The following is a 17,610-nucleotide window of genomic DNA, read 5'->3' on the forward strand; positions in this document are numbered from 1 at the left end:
CACACCGGTCAGCCGACCGGCGCAAAGTAAACCGGTGTGCACAAAACCCAGGGCGATTCAGATCTCCGTCCGGTGTGGGTACGTGATCTGCCTATCGGCGGCAGACCGGTGGTGCTGTGTTGGCATAAACGGGTCTGGTGTTGCCCACATGCGTTGTGTCCGAAAAAGACTTGGACTGAGCAGCATCCTGCGATCCAGCCGCGCGCGTGTTTGACCGAGCGGGCCCGGGGGTGGGCGTTCAAGCAGGTCGGTGCCCACGACGGCGCCGTCTCGCGGGTCGCGTCGGCGCTCGGTGTGGGCTGGGCGACCATCATGCGGATCGTCACCGCTCGCGGTAAGCCGCTCATCGACGACCCGGCACGGCTGGACGCGCCGAGGGCGATCGGGGTGGATGAGACCGCGTTCTTGCGCGCGACTGGACAGCATCCGACGAAGTATGCGACCGGCATCGCTGATCTGACACCGGGTCAGCCGGCGCGGCTGCTCGAGGTGGTCGACGGCCGCTCCGGTGTCGTGCTGGCCAGCTGGCTGGGCGAGCGCGACGACCAGTGGAGGGCGCAGATCGCCACCGCATCGCTGGACCCATTCCGCGGCTATGCCAGCGCCCTAAAACAGCAGTTGCCGCAAGCGGTTCGGGTGCTCGACCCGTTCCATGTCACCAAGCTTGGGCTGACCGCGCTCGACCAGGTGCGTCGCCGCGTGCAGCAAGATAGCCACGGGCATCGGGGTCATCGCGGCGACCCGCTCTACGGGATCCGCCGCATCCTGCGGCGCCGCGCTGACCGGCTCTCCGAGCGGGCTTGGGATCGGCTGCGGGCAGGACTGCTGGCCGGCGACCCGCACGGGGAAATCACTGCGGCCTGGACCATCGCCCAGGACCTGATGCGCTGCTACCAGCTCCGCGACGCCAACGCCGCGGCAACGGTCATCACCGCCGCCCGCGACTGCCCTGTTCCCGAAATTGCCCGTCTAGGAAGGACATTGCATATTTGGCGGGTGGAGTTTCTGGCTTACTTCGCCCACACCGACGTCTCCAACGGGCCCACCGAATCCTTGAATCTGAAGATCAAGAACACCAAGCGCACCGCGCGCGGATTCCGCAACTTCGACAACTACCGACTCCGCCTACTTCTCAACCACGGCCGAATCCAGAACAATCACCAGACATCACGGATTAGAACCCGACGTCCCAGCTTGGTGGCGTAGAGCCGCCAAAGTGCCGCAAAGGAATTGACTCTTGGTGACCTGGTGCCGACTCCGAAGCAGCGGCGCTGGCTCACACCGCACCCTCTCGAGCCGACCGTGTCGCCTCACTTGGTCGACCCAGCACAGACAGTGTTATTCGATGCACGCCGGGACTAGAGCCGCTTCACCGTCGGTTCGATGGAGCGACTGCCCTCGCTGACAGCGACCGCCGAAGCGCTGCTCGAGGAATTCCGGCGCCACGCGGACGCTCACGGGTGGAATCCGACGCCGCGCAACGCCGCGGCCATGACCCTGCGGATCCTGCTGGGCTGGCTCGGGGCCGAGGCTCCGATCCATGAATCCGACATCCGCGCGGTCGGCGATCATCGCCATAACGCAGGCATTCGGCGCGTGCTGCAGTTCCTCGACGCACACGGAATGGTCATCCCCGACCCGGCCCGCCAAGGCGAGGCCGCCCAGCGCGCAGTCGATCAGCGCATCGCCGCCCTACCCGACCCCATTGCCATCGAATTGCGTTGCTGGGTCCGGGTTCTCCGCGGTGAGGGGCGTCACCCGCATCCGGAATTCCCATTGGCCACCATCCGCTCTTACCTCAACAGCCTGCGCCCGGCGCTGGCCACCTGGACCGAACAGGTCACCAGCCTGCGCGAGATCACCCGCGACGACATCCACGCCACGCTCAACCGGCAACCGCCAGTCACCGCCTGCAACCTGCTCTCGGCCCTGCACAGCCTGTTCCGCGCCCTCAAACAGGAACGGGTCATCTTCCAAGACCCCACCCGCGGCATTTCGCTGCCCGCGATGCGCCGCCTCCCCACGCCGATACCCACCGACCGGCTGCGCGGCCTCATCGACCGGGCCGACGGACCGATGCCCAAACTCGTCGTCGCCCTAATCGCCATCCACGGCCTCGGCAAGCAGGAAACCGCGCAGCTGCTGCTAGACGATCTCGACCTGCCCGCCGGCCGGCTGCTCGTTCGCCGCGACACCCGCCACCACACCGTCTACCTCGATGAACTCACCCACACCCTGGCCAATGCGTGGCTGCACCAACGTCGACGGCTGTGGGGCCGAACCACCAACCCACACCTATTCGTCAGCCAGGTCACCACCGCCGACGCGACGCTCCCGCCCGTCTCCCACCAAGTCATGGACACCATCTTCGAGCGGCTCGGGCTCGCCCCGTCACAGCTGCGCCGCGACCGCATCCTCGACGAGGCCTCGCACACCGCCGACCCGGTCCACCTCATGCGCGTGTTCGACATCAGCGCCAAGACCGCCATGACCTACGTCCAGGCCGCCCACCCCGAACGCCGCTCGACCGCACCTCGATAACACCTGCACAATCCGCTCCCAGGGTCGGCGAACTCGCGCCACACTCGACCGCAAAATGCTTGATACGTGCAGGTTCCGCGATTTCCACTACCGAGAATCGGCGAACTCGCGCGCTTTCGGCTACTGCATCATGCCCACGTCTGCCAAGCAAGCGGCGACAGCGTACGGCTCACCCAAGCCATGGCCGGTAAGGGAGTGAGCGCCTTGACCTAACCCCACTCGCCACGTCTGGTGGCGGCCAGTGGGCAGATCTCGTGGCCACCAGCGTGCAGTTCTCATGACACTCCTGTGTCAACCTCAGGCCGCCGATGCGGTTGCGGTGAGTTTGGTTGCGGCGCCGTGTTGGGCCGAGTCGTAGGGGACGCCGTCTTGCCAGCAGCGCCAGATGACGCGGATCCAGGCTCTCGCGAGGATGCGGACGGCATGGGGGTGGTCTTTGCCTGCGGTTCGCGCCTGGTTGTAGATGTGTGCTGCCCACGGGCCTTCGTGGCGGCTGTTGTCGGCGAAGGTGGTCATGGCTTGGCGGAATCGTTTGTTGCAGGCCCAGCGGAAGTGCACGGCCTTGTGTTTGCCAGAGGACTTGGTGACCGGTGTGCATCCGGCCAGCGCGGCGACCGACTCGGGGCACTCGTAGGCTGGGCGGCAGTCGCCCCAGGAACGCGGCCAGCCGCTTTTCGCCCAGGTGCATCGCGGCGGCCGGGGTCGGGTAGCGGGTCAAAAAGGCCAGGCTGATCGGGGATTCCACATCGGCGAAGAGGGCCTTGGCACCGGGCCAGTGCGCGTCCAGCAGCGCCGAGAGCTGATGGGTGGCCGCCACGCGTTGCTCGACGAGGTCGGTGCGGGTGCGGACCACGGTACGGAGTGCGATGGTGGGGTCGCTGTAGGGGGCGGCCACGTGCAGGCGGTGCTGGCGCAGCCGCAGGTATTCGGCGATGACTTCAGCGTCGGCGGCATCGGACTTGGCGCCGGAAAGGACTTCGCCCTCCCGCCAGTTCTTGATCGCGTTCGGGCTAACCGGCACAACCGGATGCCCAGCCTCCAGCAGCAGGTCCACCAGGCGCCCGTTTGGGCGTTCGATTGCGATCGGAACATCCTCAGCCGCAGCGTATTTCGCCAACCGACGAATCAGAGTGGCGATCCCGTCCGCGGAATGGGCGATGGTGAAGCGAGCCACGACCTTACCGGCCTGGTCCATCACGCACACGGCATGGGATTCGGCGGCCCAGTCGATTCCAACGAAGAACAACGCGACAGCAACAGCGAGCGACAATTCGACTCCTCAACATGGCAGCGACGACGACTCGGCGGCGAGGCCGGCCCCTGGGTGGTCACTAACCGGCGCTCTGCGGCGCATCTCCCTGTTGCCGGTCTTCGGCCCCGGGGAAGCCGGGGGCGGCAGTGTCATGATGGCCCTCTACGAGCGACCGCCACAGGCCGTCACCCCGGCTCCCGCCGAGTCCCTTCCACGAACCTCAGATCCAGGCCCGCAACAAGGATGGTGCCCTAGTGACCGCCACTGGGCAGTTCCCCATGTCCCTTGACAGAATATGGTCACATAGCCGCGCATAAGTCCACTACGGTCGTTACCGCTGAGGAAAATGGACACGCAGGGGAGCAATGAAGCTCGGACAGGCATTCGATCCGCGCAACAATGCGTTAAATGCATGGCGTTTGACGCTGGCGACGGGCGTCATCCTGTACCACTCCTTCCAACTAACTGGACGCCACCTGCCGTCCTGGCCGGTCCAGCAGCTCCTTGGAGACATCTGGGTTGACGGATTCTTCGCAATCTCGGGGTTCCTTATCACTGCGAGTTGGCTTAACAAACCCCAACTACGCAGCTACTTTGCCGCAAGGGGTCTGCGCATCCTGCCCGGGTTGTGGGTTTGCCTAGTCGTCACGGCATTTGTCATCGCTCCTATGGCTGTCGCGATTCAAGGTGGCTCGGCCGCGAAACTCCTCCTTTCTTCTGCACCGATTGAGTACGTGTTAAAAAATAGCGCAGTTATGACAGTCCAGCTGGATATTGCAGGCACCCCGAGCGGCATTCCATTTTCAGGAAATTGGAATGGTTCTTTGTGGACGCTTATATGGGAGGTGCTGTGCTATATCGCTGTTGCGGTGTTAGGCGTGGTAGGACTCCTCAAACGACGGTGGTTTATTCCGCTTGCGCTTGCACTGACGCTGACCTGGTCAGCTCTTCTTCCGCCAGAATACATCTTCCTTGCCAAATTAGAAACCCACCAGCGGGTTTCCCCCGCGGAGCTCGCAGTAATTGTGCAGGTGGTTGCGGCGCGCCTGTTTACCGTTTTCCTTGTCGGCGCGCTGGTGTATCAACTCCGAAATGTAATTCCTGCTCGGTGGTCACTCGTCGGGGTGAGTGTAATCATTGTTCTAGCGGCGATGCTGCTGCCTAACTACCGGCTGGTCGCTGCATTTTCGCTGGCTTACGCCATCATCGTTTCAGGTGCCCTGATCCACCACAAGCGCCTCAGACTGCAGACCGATATGTCCTACGGTGTATACATTTACGCGTCTCCCATTCAGCAGTTGCTGGTTATTTGTGGGTTTGCCAGTCTGAATGTCTTCGTTTTCTTTGCACTTGCGACGGCAGCGACTCTGCCGGTAGCCGCAGGGAGCTGGTTTTTGGTGGAAGAGCGCGCGCTGTCTCTGAAATCTCGTCTAAGCCGTGATCCACCGATTGAATTGACGGCGGCGCGAGTGTCGTAATGATGAAAGTGCCTTGTGAACTGGGATGATTGGTGTTCCTGAAGCAACAATCTGGCTCAGTTCTGAAAAGGCACTTCCGGTGCGTGCGACACGAGGTCGCATGTGTAAGTGGCGCGTTGAATGGAGGTCGGCGGTGTTGTCGATGATGTAGCCCGGGTATGTGGGCTCTTCAATTTTAAAGGGGCAGTTGTGATTTCGCTCTCATAGGGCGTGTCGTTGCATGGGGAGGCCCTCGGCCTTCTGAAGTCTGAAGTTTGCGGATTTCAGGCGGAAGAAGGGACCGAGGGCCGTATCTGACGGTACGACATTGTTGTTTGGGTTGCCAGGAGTACGGGTTGAGCGTGTCGAGCGGGACGCCGACGGGACCCGTGTGGTTCATGTGGTCACCGCCGACGAAGCGGCGGCGGCGTGAACCGCCCCGGTGAGTCCGGAGACTTTCTGGTGTGTGAGCTCAGCCGGCGGCTGGTCTCCGGTGTTGAGCGTAGTAGGCGGCCTCCAGGTCCACTGGTGGGATATCGCCGCAGTACTTGTAGAGGCGGCGATCTCGCGGTACCCATCAGTCAAGGCGACGAGCTCCTTGCGGCCATCAGCGCGCACCCCGATCATCACCAGCAAACAGAGCTTCTCCTGCTCCAGGCGGACCTTGAGGTGGATCCCGTCCACCCACAGGTAGACAAAATCGACACCGGACAGATCCCGACCCCCGAACGCTGCGGCTTCGTCTTGCGACTGGGCGGTCAGCCGGGTAATCGTCGACGCCGACAGACCCGATCCGGCGCCCAGGAACTGCTCCAGCGCCGGCCCGAAATCGCTGGTGGACAGCCCATGCAGATACAACAGCGGCAACACCTCGCTGACCTGCGGGAACTTACGCGCCCAGGCCGGCAGGATCGCCGAAGAGAACCGCTGCCGCTGCCCGGTGTCAGGATCGGTCCGCTTATCGTTGACCCGCGGCGCACGCACCGCAGTTGGGCATGCGCCTCGTCATCTGTCGGCTAGATTGCGGCGTCGGCGCAGCTGCCGCGAACTGCATACAACGCGCATCGCCGTTCTCCGCTGCTGCCGTCGTCAACAGCCGCAGGGCGGTCAGCGCTGGCGAGGCCTTGAAAGTTGTCGTTCGCCAGCGCACAGGTAGCGAGCACTAGGCTGGACCCTTGTGGAACCGGTATACGGAACGATCATCCAGCTCGCACGCCTGACGTGGCGAGTACAAGGATTGAGGTTCACCGTGACCGGGGTCGAGCACCTGCCCGAGACCGGCGGCGCGGTGATCGCCATCAATCACACCAGCTACTTCGACTTCACCTTTGCCGGGTTGCCCGCCTACATGCAGGGCCGGGGCCGCAAGGTGCGGTTCATGGCCAAACAGGAAGTTTTCGACCACAAGATTTCCGGGCCGATCATGCGAAAGCTGCGGCACATCCCGGTGGACCGGGAAAGCGGAGCGGCCTCGTTCTACAAGGCCGTCGAGATGCTCAAGGCCGGTGAGCTGGTCGGCGTCTACCCCGAGGCGACGATCAGCCGCAGCTTCGAAATCAAGGAACTCAAGTCCGGTGCGGCCCGGATGGCGATCGCGGGGGACGTGCCGATCATCCCGCATATCGTGTGGGGGGCCCAGCGGATCTGGACCAAAGACCATCCCAAGAAGCTGTTCCGCCCCAAAGTGCCGATCGCGGTGGCCGTTGGCGAGCCGATCCAACCGACCCTGCCGGCCGCGGAGCTGACCGCGTTGCTGCATTCGCGCATGCAGCACTTGCTGGAACGCGTCCAGGAGTCCTACGGCCCGCATCCGGCCGGTGAGTTCTGGGTGCCGCACCGGCTCGGTGGCGGGGCCCCCTCGCTGGCCGAGGCCACCCGGCTCGATGCCGAGGAAGCGAGTCGGCGTGCTGCCGCCAAAGCGGCCCGCCGGCCCGACACGGCCGGCGGGCCGGAGTGAGCGTATGGAACCGGTTTTCCGCACGCTGGAGATCGCGGCCAAGGCCGTGATCAAAGTCTGGGGCAGCCAGATCGCCTACGAGAATCTTCAGAATATTCCTCAAACCGGTGGAGCCGTGATCGCCATCAACCACACCAGCTACGTTGACTGGCTATTTGCCGGCCTCGCGGTGCACCAGCGCGGCCGCCGCATCCGCTACCTGATCAAGGCCGAGATGCAGCAGGTCAAGGTGGTCGATTACCTGATCAGGCATACCAAGACGATCCCGGTCGACCGCCAAGCGGGTGCCGAGGCGTACGCGGTGGCGGTGCAGCGGTTACGCGAGGGCGAAGTGGTCGGGCTTATGCCCGAGGCCACCATCAGCCGCAGTTTCGAACTTAAGGAGTTCAAGACCGGGGCCGCTCGGATGGCGCTGGAAGCGGGGGTCCCGATCGTTCCCCTGATCGTCTGGGGAGCTCAGCGAATATGGACCAAAGATCGCCCGAAAACCTTGGGCCGCAATAAGATTCCGATCACAGTGGCGGTGGGTCGGGTCCTGGCTCCGGAAGGTCGCGCAGATGAGCTCACCGCCGTGCTGCGCGACGAGATGACATCGGTGCTGTATCGGGTGCAACAGGAGTACCCGCATCCGCGAGGGGCGTACTGGGTGCCGCGACGACTTGGTGGCGGCGCCCCCTCACCGGCCGAGGCGGCCAGGTTGGAGGATCAGGAAGCGGCGGTGCGGGCGGCGAGCCGTGCAGCGCGCGAACCCAGGCCGGGCTGGCCTGGCGGGAAGGGGTAGCGAGCATGGCAGAGCCGGTATTTCGCACCATTGAAATCCTTGTCAAAGCCGCGGTCGCGGTCAACGGCATCAAGATCACATTTATCGGTGAGCAGAACATTCCCGAACGCGGCGGTGCGGTGGTTGCGGTGAATCACACCAGTTACCTGGACTGGATTCCGGCTGAATATGCTGCGACGCTCCGCGGGCGCCGCCTGCGGTTTCTGATCAAAGCCGAGCTGCAGCAGCTGCGCTCGATCAACTTCGTGATCAAGCACGTCAAGCTCATTCCCGTGGACCGGAGCGCGGGCGCAGACGCTTACGCCGTCGCCGTGCAGCGGCTGCGCGCGGGAGAACTGGTCGGCGTGCACCCGGAGGCCACGATCAGCCGCAGTTTCGAGCTGCGGGAATTCAAAACCGGCGCTGCCCGGATGGCGCATGAAGCAGGGGTGCCGATCATTCCACTCATCGTCTGGGGCGCGCACCGCATCTGGACAAAAGATCACCCGAAATCTTTATGGAGCAGTAAAACTCCGATCACCGTCAAGATCGGAACGCCGATATATCCCATGGACACCGTGGAAAACACGCAAGCAGCGCTGCGCGAGACAATGGTCAAGCTGTTGCATGAGACACAGGAGTCCTACCCGCATCCGCCCGGTGCCTATTGGGTGCCTCGGCGGTTAGGCGGTGGCGCACCAACACCTGAGGAAGCACGGTTGCTCGACGAAGCCGAACTCGCCGAGCGGGCGAAGCGAAAGAGTACTGCTCCTCGACAGGGTTGGTTGCCTCGACTGCGCCCGCGGAAGCGCAAGGCGGATCAAATTGAAACGACTCGAAGGCTGCAGCGACGGGTGCGGCTGTACACCAACGGCGAACAAGCACGGCACATCGCCTGACGACGGGGTGGTTGTGGTGTTTCGGAGTAGCGAATCCGGATCGGCTCGATGACGCTGCCGGCACTCGTCGCCAGCGACGTGGACGGCACCCTCCTCGACGACAACGACACGATTTCACCTCGTACCCGCAATGCTGTACACGCGGCGATCACGGCTGGAGTGACCTTCATTCTTGCCACCGGCCGTCCGCCTCGATGGGTGCGTCCGCTGGTCGACCAACTGGGGTTTGCGCCAATGGCGGTGTGCGCCAACGGTGCTGTCATCTACGACTCGGCCTCCGACCGGGTGGTGTCCGCGCGAACGCTGTCCGTCGACACCCTGGCTGAGCTGGCCGAGATCGCCACGCGGGTCATCCCGGGTGCCGGGCTGGCGGTGGAACGTATCGGGCTTAGCGCCCATGACACGGCGACACCGCAGTTTGTCAGCTCGCCGGGCTACGAGCATGCCTGGCTGAACCCCGACAACACCGAGGTGTCCATCGACGACCTGCTGAGCGCGCCGGCGATCAAGCTGTTGATCCGTAAGGCCGGTGCGCGCAGCGACGACATGGCAGCGGCGTTGGCCCGACACATTGGGGCACAAGGCGATATCACCTACTCCACCAATAACGGTCTGATCGAGATTGTGCCGCAAGGCATCAGCAAAGCGACCGGTGTCGAGGAGATTGCCACACCGCTGGGGATCTCGCCGGACGACGTGGTGGCCTTCGGGGATATGCCCAACGATGTCCCGATGTTGGTGCAAGCCGGGCACAGTGTGGCGATGGGCAACGCTCATCCGGACGTGCTGGCAGTGGCCAACGAGGTCACCGCACCCAACACCGACGACGGTGTGGCGCGGGTGCTGGAACGCTGGTGGCTTTAACGGCGTCGCGGAAATCTATCCCCGACGTCATTCCGATGTTCCGCGATTGCGGGACTACCGAAGGCTATCGGCCTAGCTTTAACCCGTGCGCTCCCCGGGGAGCACGCCTTGTTGTCAACTCGCGATGGGCGGGAATCGACCGCTCGAAGAAGCATGCGAAGGTCTTTGTCGGAGTTCCAGCCACGGACGCAAGCGAGCCTCATCGACGGTGACAGGGACCGCCGACGACGTCGCGGATCGCCGCGTGGCGGTCGTACCTGATCGCAGAGAAGGCTACGTAGGTGGGATCCACCGGTGACTACTGGGAACTGTTCTGCGCCTTCTCAATAGCGAGGTGAACACGATGCTGGTCGACTCGTGTCCCGGTCTCGTCGTGAACGGAATTCTTTATGCCTCAACCTCTTTCAGGTTTAGTGGGAAGGCTGGCCAGCCTAGTTGGGTGTGGGTGGTGGGTGGGGCCGGTAGGGTTCGTACCACCACCAGTGGGCGCGTTCGCCGGTGGGCCCGGGGCAGGGCGGGACCGCGGGTGGGGGTTGGGTCGGTGGGCGTGCGAGCGATCCCGCGCTAAGGCGTCGCCCGGTGCTGTCGGTGACGGTCAGCTCGGTCGCGGTTCCGCTGATGGTGATCAGCCCGCGGTGGTGCAACCGGTGGTGATAGGGGCACAGCAGCACCAGGTTGAACAACTCGGTGGGGCCGCCGTCTTCCCAGTGCCGGATGTGGTGGGCGTGCAGACCGCGGGTGGCCCCGCAGCCGGGGACCGCGCAGCTGGGGTGGCGGTGCTCGAGGGCGCGGCGCAGCCGCCGGGAGATCACTCGGGTGGAGCGCGCGGCGCCGATCAGCTGCCCGCCGCGCTCGAACCAGACTTCGCAGGTGGCATCACAGGTCAGGTAGTGGCGTTCAGCCTCGCTGAGTGCCGGACCGAGATGCAGGGCGCCGACACGCTGGGCGGTGTCGACGTGCACCACCACCGTGGTGTGCTGCCCGTGCGGGCGGCGGGCCACCTCGTCGTCCCAGCTGGTTTCGACCAGGCGCAGAAACGCCTCCAGGGTGCCCGGCAACGGCGGCGCGGTCTCTGAGGTGACCTTGCCAGTGCCACGATCGTGTTTCCACTGGTTGATCAGCGCCTCCCGATGCGAGGCCAGCGCCGCGTCGAACTTGGCCGCCTCGGGGTGGGCAAGCCTGATCCGCCACGAGGTGAACGCCTCGGTGGTGGTTTTGGTGATCGCAGGCTGGAGCTGCGGCCCCGGATCGGGGTCGGGGCGGGGTTCCAGCTTGGTCGCGGTGCGCAGCTGGTTGACGGTGGCGACCTGGGCCAGCTGCGCGTAATGCGCATCGGAGCCCTCGCCGGCGCGGGCGGCGATGACGCCGACTTGATCCAGCGACAGCCGGCCTTCGGCCAGGCCCGCGGCGCAGCGGGGAAACTCCTGGAGCCGGCGCGCCACCGTGGTGATCGTGTGGGCGTTGGCCGCGGACACCCCGAGTTTCCAGGCCACCAACGCCGGCACCGAGCGCGCCCCCGTAGCACCCCACAGCTCGTCGCGGTCCAGCTCGGCGATGATCTGCACGATGCGCCCATCAATCGCGTTGCGCTGACCGGCCAACTGCGCCAGCTCCTCGAACAACACCTCCAACGCCCAGCAGGGCTCACCGGCACGGCAGGCGAAGCGGTCACCGACATAACCGCATCATCGCAGCCGGGTCTGACATTTAGCCTCTGTGTAGGTCCACGGGTAGGTCCGAACGCGCTAGCCGGTTTGACGAACCTCGATTTGTGTTGTAGTCCTCCAGGACTCCGTCAGCCCACATGTAAACTTCGCCGGCATACTTTTCGCCTTTGATTGCGCTGACCGTGCCGCCGATGAGCCCGCCGACGAACGCCCCGGCGGATCGGTGACTGCCAGACCGGGCCCCGAAACGTGTGGCCGTGACAAGAAGGGATGCGTTTATCTACGGTCATTTTTTTGTTGTCGTGAATGTTTGCCATACCCGACAGATTGCTCACGGCGTAAAGGCCAGCGCTTTCCCGCATAGTATCCACCAAGATAGAAAACGGTGAACACACCGGCCGTGATGACCGAGATGATTACAAATTGAAGGTATTGACCGCGAGCAATCGGATACCCCAAACTCGCATCGGCAGCATAGCCGAAACCAAAAGCCAAGAGCATGATGATGCCCACCGCCGAGGCCAGACTCCACGGGCTCGCCCTGAAGTGAAAGTATTCAGCAACGCCTAAAGCACACATCGCCATGATGAAAACCAACAGCCACCAAAATTTCTTAGCGGTGGCCAGCCCCAGTCCTGCGTAAGCGTCCGGTGCCGGGTGGTAATCACGGTTGCCGCCGCGAGGCGGCGAAACCCCGTCCGGGGACGGGTCAGGTTGGCTGTCTTCAACAGAAAATGCGTAAATCTTGCCCCGGATCTTGATGTGCGGAGTATAAGCGTAGGCGGTGAAAACCGTCATGCCACTGACAAATAGCGACAGTAAGATCCCTGTCTTCCAGTCGGGTGGGTAGGCGATGAAAAACGCGGATATCGTGGCGATGAGGCAGCCAGCCCAGTATACGCGCCGCCCCGCGCGACGATTCTTCGGCGAAGCCAGCACCGTGAGGAGCAAACCAAAAGCTCCAGTCACTACAAAAAAGGTATTGAGATGACGCATTGTGCTACTCCGTCAGCCATTTGTATATCTTGTCAGCGCCCCATTCGCCGCCGAATGCCCCCGCCGTGCCACCGATGAGCGCGCCAACGAATGCCCCCGGGGGGCCGCCGACCGCCAAACCTAATGCTCCCACAGCCTGCCCGCCTGCCCATACCCCCGCCCAACCGCCTGCGCCCTTCGCGATTTCTTCGCCCGCGTCAGCGCCGTGTGCAATCTCGTACAGGCCTACGCCGATGTCGATAGCATTGCCGACCGCGCCGAGGCGACCACCGATCTTTTTGAGTGCTTCGACGTCTTGGGCGGAAAAGGGTGCGTCGGGTGCGAAGCCTTGCCAGTGTCTGCCGGTGGGCAGCGCGTCGGCGAGATGGTTGAATCCTTCCTTGCCGCCGGCGAAAACCGGGCTGGCATCGGCCGCGCCCTGGATGATTTGTTGAGGATTTGCGCCATGGGCGATGGCGTCGGTGATCCTGGCCGCCGCCCCGGGGGAGACACCGCCACCTATCAGGCCTTTTTGCAATTTGCCCAAGATATTGGCCCGGTCGTTCGCCTGCATGCTGTCGACGAGCCGGGTTGCCTCGTCGGGTGTCAGCGGTTGCGGCTGCCACGACAGATTGCCGTTTTCCAAGTTGTGCTGCAGGTGCAGCCGGGCCTGGGCCAGGTCTCGGGCGTCACCACCGAAAACAGGGTCGGTGGGTAAGGGTCCGACGAATCGCGATGTGTTGTAGTCCTCCAGGCGCTCACCGGCCAGACGCCGATCGCCGTGGCGGGCAGCGCTGCCACTGGGCTCGGTGATGGTCTTGTAGTCGCGCAGCCGCCCCGCCGCGTCTGCTTCCTCTCGCGTCATGTATCCGGGCTGCCCTTCCATGCTGGGCAAATATGCTGTGCGGCCCTCTTTTTCGGCCTGATCGACAAGCGCCTGATCAGCGGCCCGGCGCCCAGACTGGTCGTACTGGCGGGCGGCAGCTGCGGCGCTGTCATTTTCAGGTGGTTTCGGCCCCGAGCCGCCATCTCGGTTGAAGGTGCGGTCGACGGCCTCGACTTTGCCTTGCTGGTGTGGTTTGGTGTCGGCCCCGTTGCTGCCGGAAGCGCCCCGGGTGGATGCCGCGAAGGGCTCGCGCCAGTGCGCTGGCGTCATCGCAGTCATCGTCGCAGCTCCGGAGTTGAGTTGTGCGGCGATGCTGCTGTTGGCGGCTTCCAGCCGGGCCGCCCAGTGCGCGATGTAGTTGCGATGCGCTATCGCGGCGGCTCTGCGGGCCGCGCGCTCGGCCGGTGACCCACCCGCGGAGTTGTCGATGACCGACAGATCCTCGTGGACAGTGAAGCCATCCAATTCGGCTTGGGTGATCGCCTCCAGCGCAGACTCGCGGGCACCAAGCAGATATTGTGAGCCGCTCTCAGCACATTGTGCGACCTCGGTAGCGTGACCGATCAACGGCGACACCGACGCGAGGCGATCGCTGGGTGGCTGCCGCCAGGTACGCGGTGGCGGTCTGTCCCCTCCACTCGGTCCCACCGGGTGCGCGCATCTGCTCAACGTAGGCTTCGCTGGCCTGCTGCAGCGCTTGTGTGCCATCCCGTAAGCGCTCGGCGAGATCGGCCAAGACCTGAGCAGTCTGGTCAAATGCCTCGATCCGTGAGCGCGTCATCGGCCCACCCACGGCTGCCACGGCTAGACCCGCCTGACAGTTGCGTGCGCAGCGGGCGCGATAGATCCCAGTCTCTGGGTGTTCGTGTCCTCCATCGCGGTAAACATGCTGGCCGCTTCCAGCAGTGCGGTCGACGCCGAGGACAGCCGCTGGGCAAACGCCGCACAGAACCCCTCAAACGCGCCGTGCACAGCCGCCGCCGCGGCACCGGACAGCTCCGCCGACCCGCTCAAGCTTCCCGCCGCCGAGACCACCCGCGCGCCGTGTGCGGCGATGATCCCAGACGCACCCTGCAATCCCGGTGGAAGCACCTCAAGCACATCGGGGTTGGTGCTTGCCATCGACAACCTCCTGCAGAACTGTGGCCAAGAATCTACGACACATCGGCGTTTAGCGACAAAGGTCGGGCCGCGAAGTCGACATCCCGATCTCTCGGGAGTCAGGGTGGCCCCGTCGCGCCAGTGCCTGGTGGGCCGCACGGCAAACCCCGGCTTGCGCGCATGTTCGGCACACCAGACTGATTCGACGGCGTCAGTGCGGCGGGTTGATCGGGCGGGTAAACCGCTCCAGTTGTACCGGCGGTCCGCTCGCCGAGGGTGGTGGAAGTTGTTCGGCGACGCCGTCGATGACCCGGATCACCGTGCCGGTTTCTCGGTCGAGGTTCAAGGTCCCATGTTGGAAGTTTTGCTTGACCCATTGCGGTTCTTGAATTTCTCCGCTGGTGGGCAATCCGAGCGCGCCGCGCTCGTAACCCAGTGCGGCCCAAGCGTCGTAGATCGCGCCGGTGAGCGGCTGGGCACCGGTCTCCGGTGACCAGTAGATCGCTCCCTTGTCGAACGTGGCATAGCGTGCCGAACCCGCTCCGGTAGCCTCCGGCGACGTCGGCGCGCCAAGCGCGCTGTTCATGGCGCCCATCTCCTGCCAGCGCGCGAATATGGCACCGCCCGCCAGCGAGGCGGCGACATCGTCTGGCCCAGGTGGATCGCTGAAATGCGCGGCGATATCGCGGATTTCGTCGAGGAGCGCATACGCGGCGTTACCGGGGCAATCCGTGGAGTCGACGTCGCGATGGCTGAAGACGGTCGGCAGGGTCAAAGCGGCACCGTCGGGGATCCGGGTGAACGGGCCCCCGGCAGAGGCCAGCGTGGCGGTGCCTTTGGGATTGATGCGCTCGAGTCCAAGCCGCCACCCGATCAGCCGGCCGACGGTGCGCAACTGGATCGACGTCGGCGGCACGTCGTCGAAATCGCCGATCATCGCCACACCCCAGGTTTCGCGGTTGAATCCGCCGGTGTGGGAGCCCTCGACCGCTTTGGTGATTCCACCGGCCCGGCCCTCGAATACCTGGCCGTACTTGTCCACCAGCGCGTTGTAGGCGATGTCGCACCAGCCCAGCGTCTGGGTGTGGTAGGCGTAGATGGCCCGCACAATCTCGGCTGAATCTTCCGGTGAGTAGTCGTTGCTGCCCGCGGTGTGATGGATGATCGCAGCGTGAATGCCGTTGTCGTACACGGTATTACCGCATCGGATCGACTCGTCTGCGCCCCACTGCGCACGGCTGATGATGTTCGGGGGCTGGCCCGGTGCCAGCACCGCGGTCGGCGGAGTCCACTGGGTGTCTGCCGGAGCCTGCGGCGGGGAGATCAGCACCGCGGAGATGTTTTGCGCCAACGGCTGTTCGGCGGTGGCCGGCACATATCCCAGACCGGCCGGGGCGTGTTTGGGCGGCGGCGATGTCACCGGGGCGCCCGGCGGGCGGGTGACGGCGATCTGCACGGTTGTGGTCTTGCCGACGAACACCGCCTCGGTGCCGCGGGGACCATGTGCCATCCCCGACGGCTGGTCAGTGCCACCTGACTCCAGCGTTTCGGTTCCATACCAGGGTCCCCAGGACCCGTCGGCGTGCTTGGCCCGCACTCGCGCCGAGGTGCCGGTCAAGTCCCCACCGGTCAACGCGACCATGGAAAACGGCGTGGATTGGGTGATTTCGCGCACGGTCACGCCGCCGCCCAGCCCGACCAGCGGCTGCTGGGTGACGTGAGTGCTGGCGAGCCGGGGTGGCGGATCACCGCGGCCGGAATCGAGTGTCGACGGCAGGATCACGGCGGCGGCCGCGACGGCGGTGAACAACATCGCGGGTGCAGGGCGGCAGCACGGCACCAGATGATGTTACGTATGTGTCTCAAGTTGCTAATGATTCGACACGGGAATTTGTTAACAAATACCGCAACGGCACCGCAGGGTGGTGATCGCCGGGCGCCCCGAGCCCAGCCCCACTCTGCGGTGCCGTTTGGTGACAGGCCTTAGGTTGTCGGAGCCGGGGCCGGCGGCGGAGCGGCTGCGGCTGGCGCCGCCGCACCATGCACGGCCTGCATGATCGAGGGCAAGACCATGCCCTTGATCAGGTCGATGGCCTGACTGGCGCCCAGCTGGTTGGCGGTGTTCATCACATCACTGATGATTCCGCCGCCACCGCTGCTGCTGGTCGCGGGCACGGCGCCCAACGACGGGTCGCCCAGGATCGGGTAGGTGCCGCCCGCACCCGGGTCCAAACCCACGGGCGTGGTGATCGGCACCTCGCCCGGGCTGGTCAGCCCCGGGCTGGTCAGCGACGGGTCGAGGCCGGTCCCCGGCGTCAGTCCCGCCGCGCCCGGCGTCAGTCCCGCCGCGCCCGGCGTCAGTCCCGCCGCGCCCGGCGTCAGTCCCGCCGCGCCCGGCGTCAGTCCCGCCGGGTTCGTCAGTCCCGTGCCCGGGGTGAGCCCCGCCGGATTTGTCAGCCCCGTGCCCGGGGTGAGTCCCGGCGTCCCCGGCGTGGCGCCAGGGGGATTGGTCAGCCCCGGTGTCGTCCCGCCGGGCGTGGTGAGTGCCGGGTTGGTCAGGCTGGGATCGGTCAGGCTCGGGTCGGTCAGGCCGGGCCCGGCCGACGGGGCCGTGGCGCCGGGTGTGGTGAGCCCGGGCGTGGTTGCCCCGGGGGTGGTCAAGCCCGGGCTGGTCAGGCCCGGATTGGTGAGCCCCGGAGTGGTGAGTCCCGGTGTCGCGAGCCCGGGCATGGTGGCGGGTGTGGTGCCGGTCCCACCGAGGCTCGGCACCGGCGGCAGGTTGATCCCGAATTGCGACAACCCCTGCGACAGCGCTGACATCAACTCGTTGGGCAGGTCGGTCATCACCGCCGCCCGGACGAATTCCCGGTGCTGCGGTGCGGGCGTGGCGTCGGCCGTCAATCCGGACACAGCGGTATAAGCAAACGGACTCGCGACTGCCAGGGCGGCGACTGCGCTCATGGCTGTTGAGAGCTTGCGTCGACGTCGGTTCGGCACGGAAGTCTCCTCAATCTGGATATCTGGTGTTCGGCCGACTTGCAGGTGAAGCACGACATGAAGCCGACGTGATCGATGGTACTGCTGAGATTAGTGAGACTAGAGTGGCGATATCGAATCGTGAGGCAATCGCGACCTTCCGCCAACCGACCGCCGCACTGACGCGGGCCGCCCGGGCCGACGGCCGCAAACTGGCGGTGCAGCCGAAATGCCAGGTGCCGCCGATCGGGGCGAACCCGTGCGGTCAGATACCC

Annotated in this window: 14 protein-coding genes and 2 pseudogenes; 8 read left to right on the top strand and 8 right to left on the bottom strand. The window is 64.9% G+C overall.

Features of this window, described 5'->3' with window-relative positions; all coding sequences use genetic code 11:
• The first annotated feature begins 72 nt into the window (after positions 1-72).
• From MHEC_RS00795 to MHEC_RS23860, 3 genes and pseudogenes are all read left to right on the top strand, one after another.
• A complete protein-coding gene (locus tag MHEC_RS00795) occupies positions 73-1,206 on the top strand; it encodes an ISL3 family transposase (protein WP_264016472.1) in 1,134 nt (377 codons plus the stop codon).
• A 177-nt stretch (positions 1,207-1,383) separates the two neighbouring features.
• A complete protein-coding gene (locus MHEC_RS00800) occupies positions 1,384-2,541 on the top strand; it encodes a site-specific integrase (protein WP_048891992.1) in 1,158 nt (385 codons plus the stop codon).
• A 117-nt stretch (positions 2,542-2,658) separates the two neighbouring features.
• Positions 2,659-2,754 (top strand): annotated as a pseudogene (locus MHEC_RS23860) (ATP-binding protein); the annotation flags it as partial.
• Here the strand turns inward: MHEC_RS23860 and MHEC_RS25185 are convergent.
• Entirely contained in the window at positions 2,711-3,811 is a 1,101-nt protein-coding gene (locus tag MHEC_RS25185; protein WP_435870364.1) for an IS110 family transposase, read from the bottom strand. The pseudogene MHEC_RS23860 and the gene MHEC_RS25185 sit on opposite strands and share 44 nt — an antisense overlap.
• A 347-nt stretch (positions 3,812-4,158) precedes the next feature.
• Here MHEC_RS25185 and MHEC_RS00810 point away from each other — a divergent pair, with 347 nt between their 5' ends.
• Positions 4,159-5,271, top strand: a complete 1,113-nt coding sequence (locus MHEC_RS00810) for an acyltransferase family protein (protein ID WP_048891993.1) — start codon at positions 4,159-4,161, stop codon at positions 5,269-5,271.
• 531 nt (positions 5,272-5,802) lie between these two features.
• On the opposite strand, the pseudogene MHEC_RS00815 reads toward MHEC_RS00810, so the two are convergent.
• A pseudogene (locus MHEC_RS00815) lies at positions 5,803-6,234 on the bottom strand (transposase); the annotation flags it as partial.
• A gap of 193 nt (positions 6,235-6,427) precedes the next feature.
• Between MHEC_RS00815 and MHEC_RS00820 the strand changes: the two are divergent.
• The 4 genes from MHEC_RS00820 to MHEC_RS00835 are packed head-to-tail and all read left to right on the top strand — an operon-like array spanning position 6,428 to position 9,730.
• Positions 6,428-7,207 (top strand): lysophospholipid acyltransferase family protein, encoded by a 780-nt coding sequence (locus tag MHEC_RS00820; RefSeq protein WP_048891994.1) that lies wholly within the window; start codon positions 6,428-6,430, stop codon positions 7,205-7,207.
• A 4-nt stretch (positions 7,208-7,211) separates the two neighbouring features.
• Complete coding sequence (locus MHEC_RS00825; RefSeq protein ID WP_048892048.1) at positions 7,212-7,988, top strand: lysophospholipid acyltransferase family protein; 777 nt, start codon at positions 7,212-7,214, stop codon at positions 7,986-7,988.
• 5 nt (positions 7,989-7,993) lie between these two features.
• Complete coding sequence (locus tag MHEC_RS00830) at positions 7,994-8,866, top strand: lysophospholipid acyltransferase family protein (RefSeq protein WP_048891995.1); 873 nt, start codon at positions 7,994-7,996, stop codon at positions 8,864-8,866.
• 48 nt (positions 8,867-8,914) lie between these two features.
• Positions 8,915-9,730: a Cof-type HAD-IIB family hydrolase gene (locus MHEC_RS00835; protein ID WP_048891996.1), complete on the top strand. Its 816-nt coding sequence runs from the start codon at positions 8,915-8,917 to the stop codon at positions 9,728-9,730.
• 431 nt (positions 9,731-10,161) lie between these two features.
• On the opposite strand, the gene MHEC_RS00840 is transcribed toward MHEC_RS00835, so the two are convergent.
• The 6 genes from MHEC_RS00840 to MHEC_RS00865 all read right to left on the bottom strand — a co-directional run bounded on the left by MHEC_RS00840 (position 10,162) and on the right by MHEC_RS00865 (position 17,356).
• Complete coding sequence (locus MHEC_RS00840) at positions 10,162-11,355, bottom strand: HNH endonuclease signature motif containing protein (RefSeq protein ID WP_082169933.1); 1,194 nt, start codon at positions 11,353-11,355, stop codon at positions 10,162-10,164.
• 318 nt (positions 11,356-11,673) lie between these two features.
• Positions 11,674-12,393, bottom strand: a complete 720-nt coding sequence (locus MHEC_RS00845; RefSeq protein ID WP_048891998.1) for a hypothetical protein — start codon at positions 12,391-12,393, stop codon at positions 11,674-11,676.
• A 4-nt stretch (positions 12,394-12,397) separates the two neighbouring features.
• Positions 12,398-13,834 (bottom strand): hypothetical protein, encoded by a 1,437-nt coding sequence (locus tag MHEC_RS00850; RefSeq protein WP_048891999.1) that lies wholly within the window; start codon positions 13,832-13,834, stop codon positions 12,398-12,400.
• Between the two features lie 228 nt (positions 13,835-14,062).
• On the bottom strand, positions 14,063-14,380 hold the full coding sequence (locus MHEC_RS00855) for a hypothetical protein (RefSeq protein WP_048892000.1): 318 nt from the start codon (positions 14,378-14,380) through the stop codon (positions 14,063-14,065).
• A 190-nt stretch (positions 14,381-14,570) separates the two neighbouring features.
• A complete protein-coding gene (locus MHEC_RS00860) occupies positions 14,571-16,199 on the bottom strand; it encodes an N-acetylmuramoyl-L-alanine amidase (protein ID WP_099869402.1) in 1,629 nt (542 codons plus the stop codon).
• A 143-nt stretch (positions 16,200-16,342) separates the two neighbouring features.
• Positions 16,343-17,356 (bottom strand): hypothetical protein, encoded by a 1,014-nt coding sequence (locus MHEC_RS00865; RefSeq protein WP_201399411.1) that lies wholly within the window; start codon positions 17,354-17,356, stop codon positions 16,343-16,345.
• Positions 17,357-17,610: the final 254 nt, after the last annotated feature.

Source organism: Mycobacterium heckeshornense, assembly GCF_016592155.1.
Classification (GTDB): Bacteria; Actinomycetota; Actinomycetes; order Mycobacteriales; family Mycobacteriaceae; genus Mycobacterium; species Mycobacterium heckeshornense.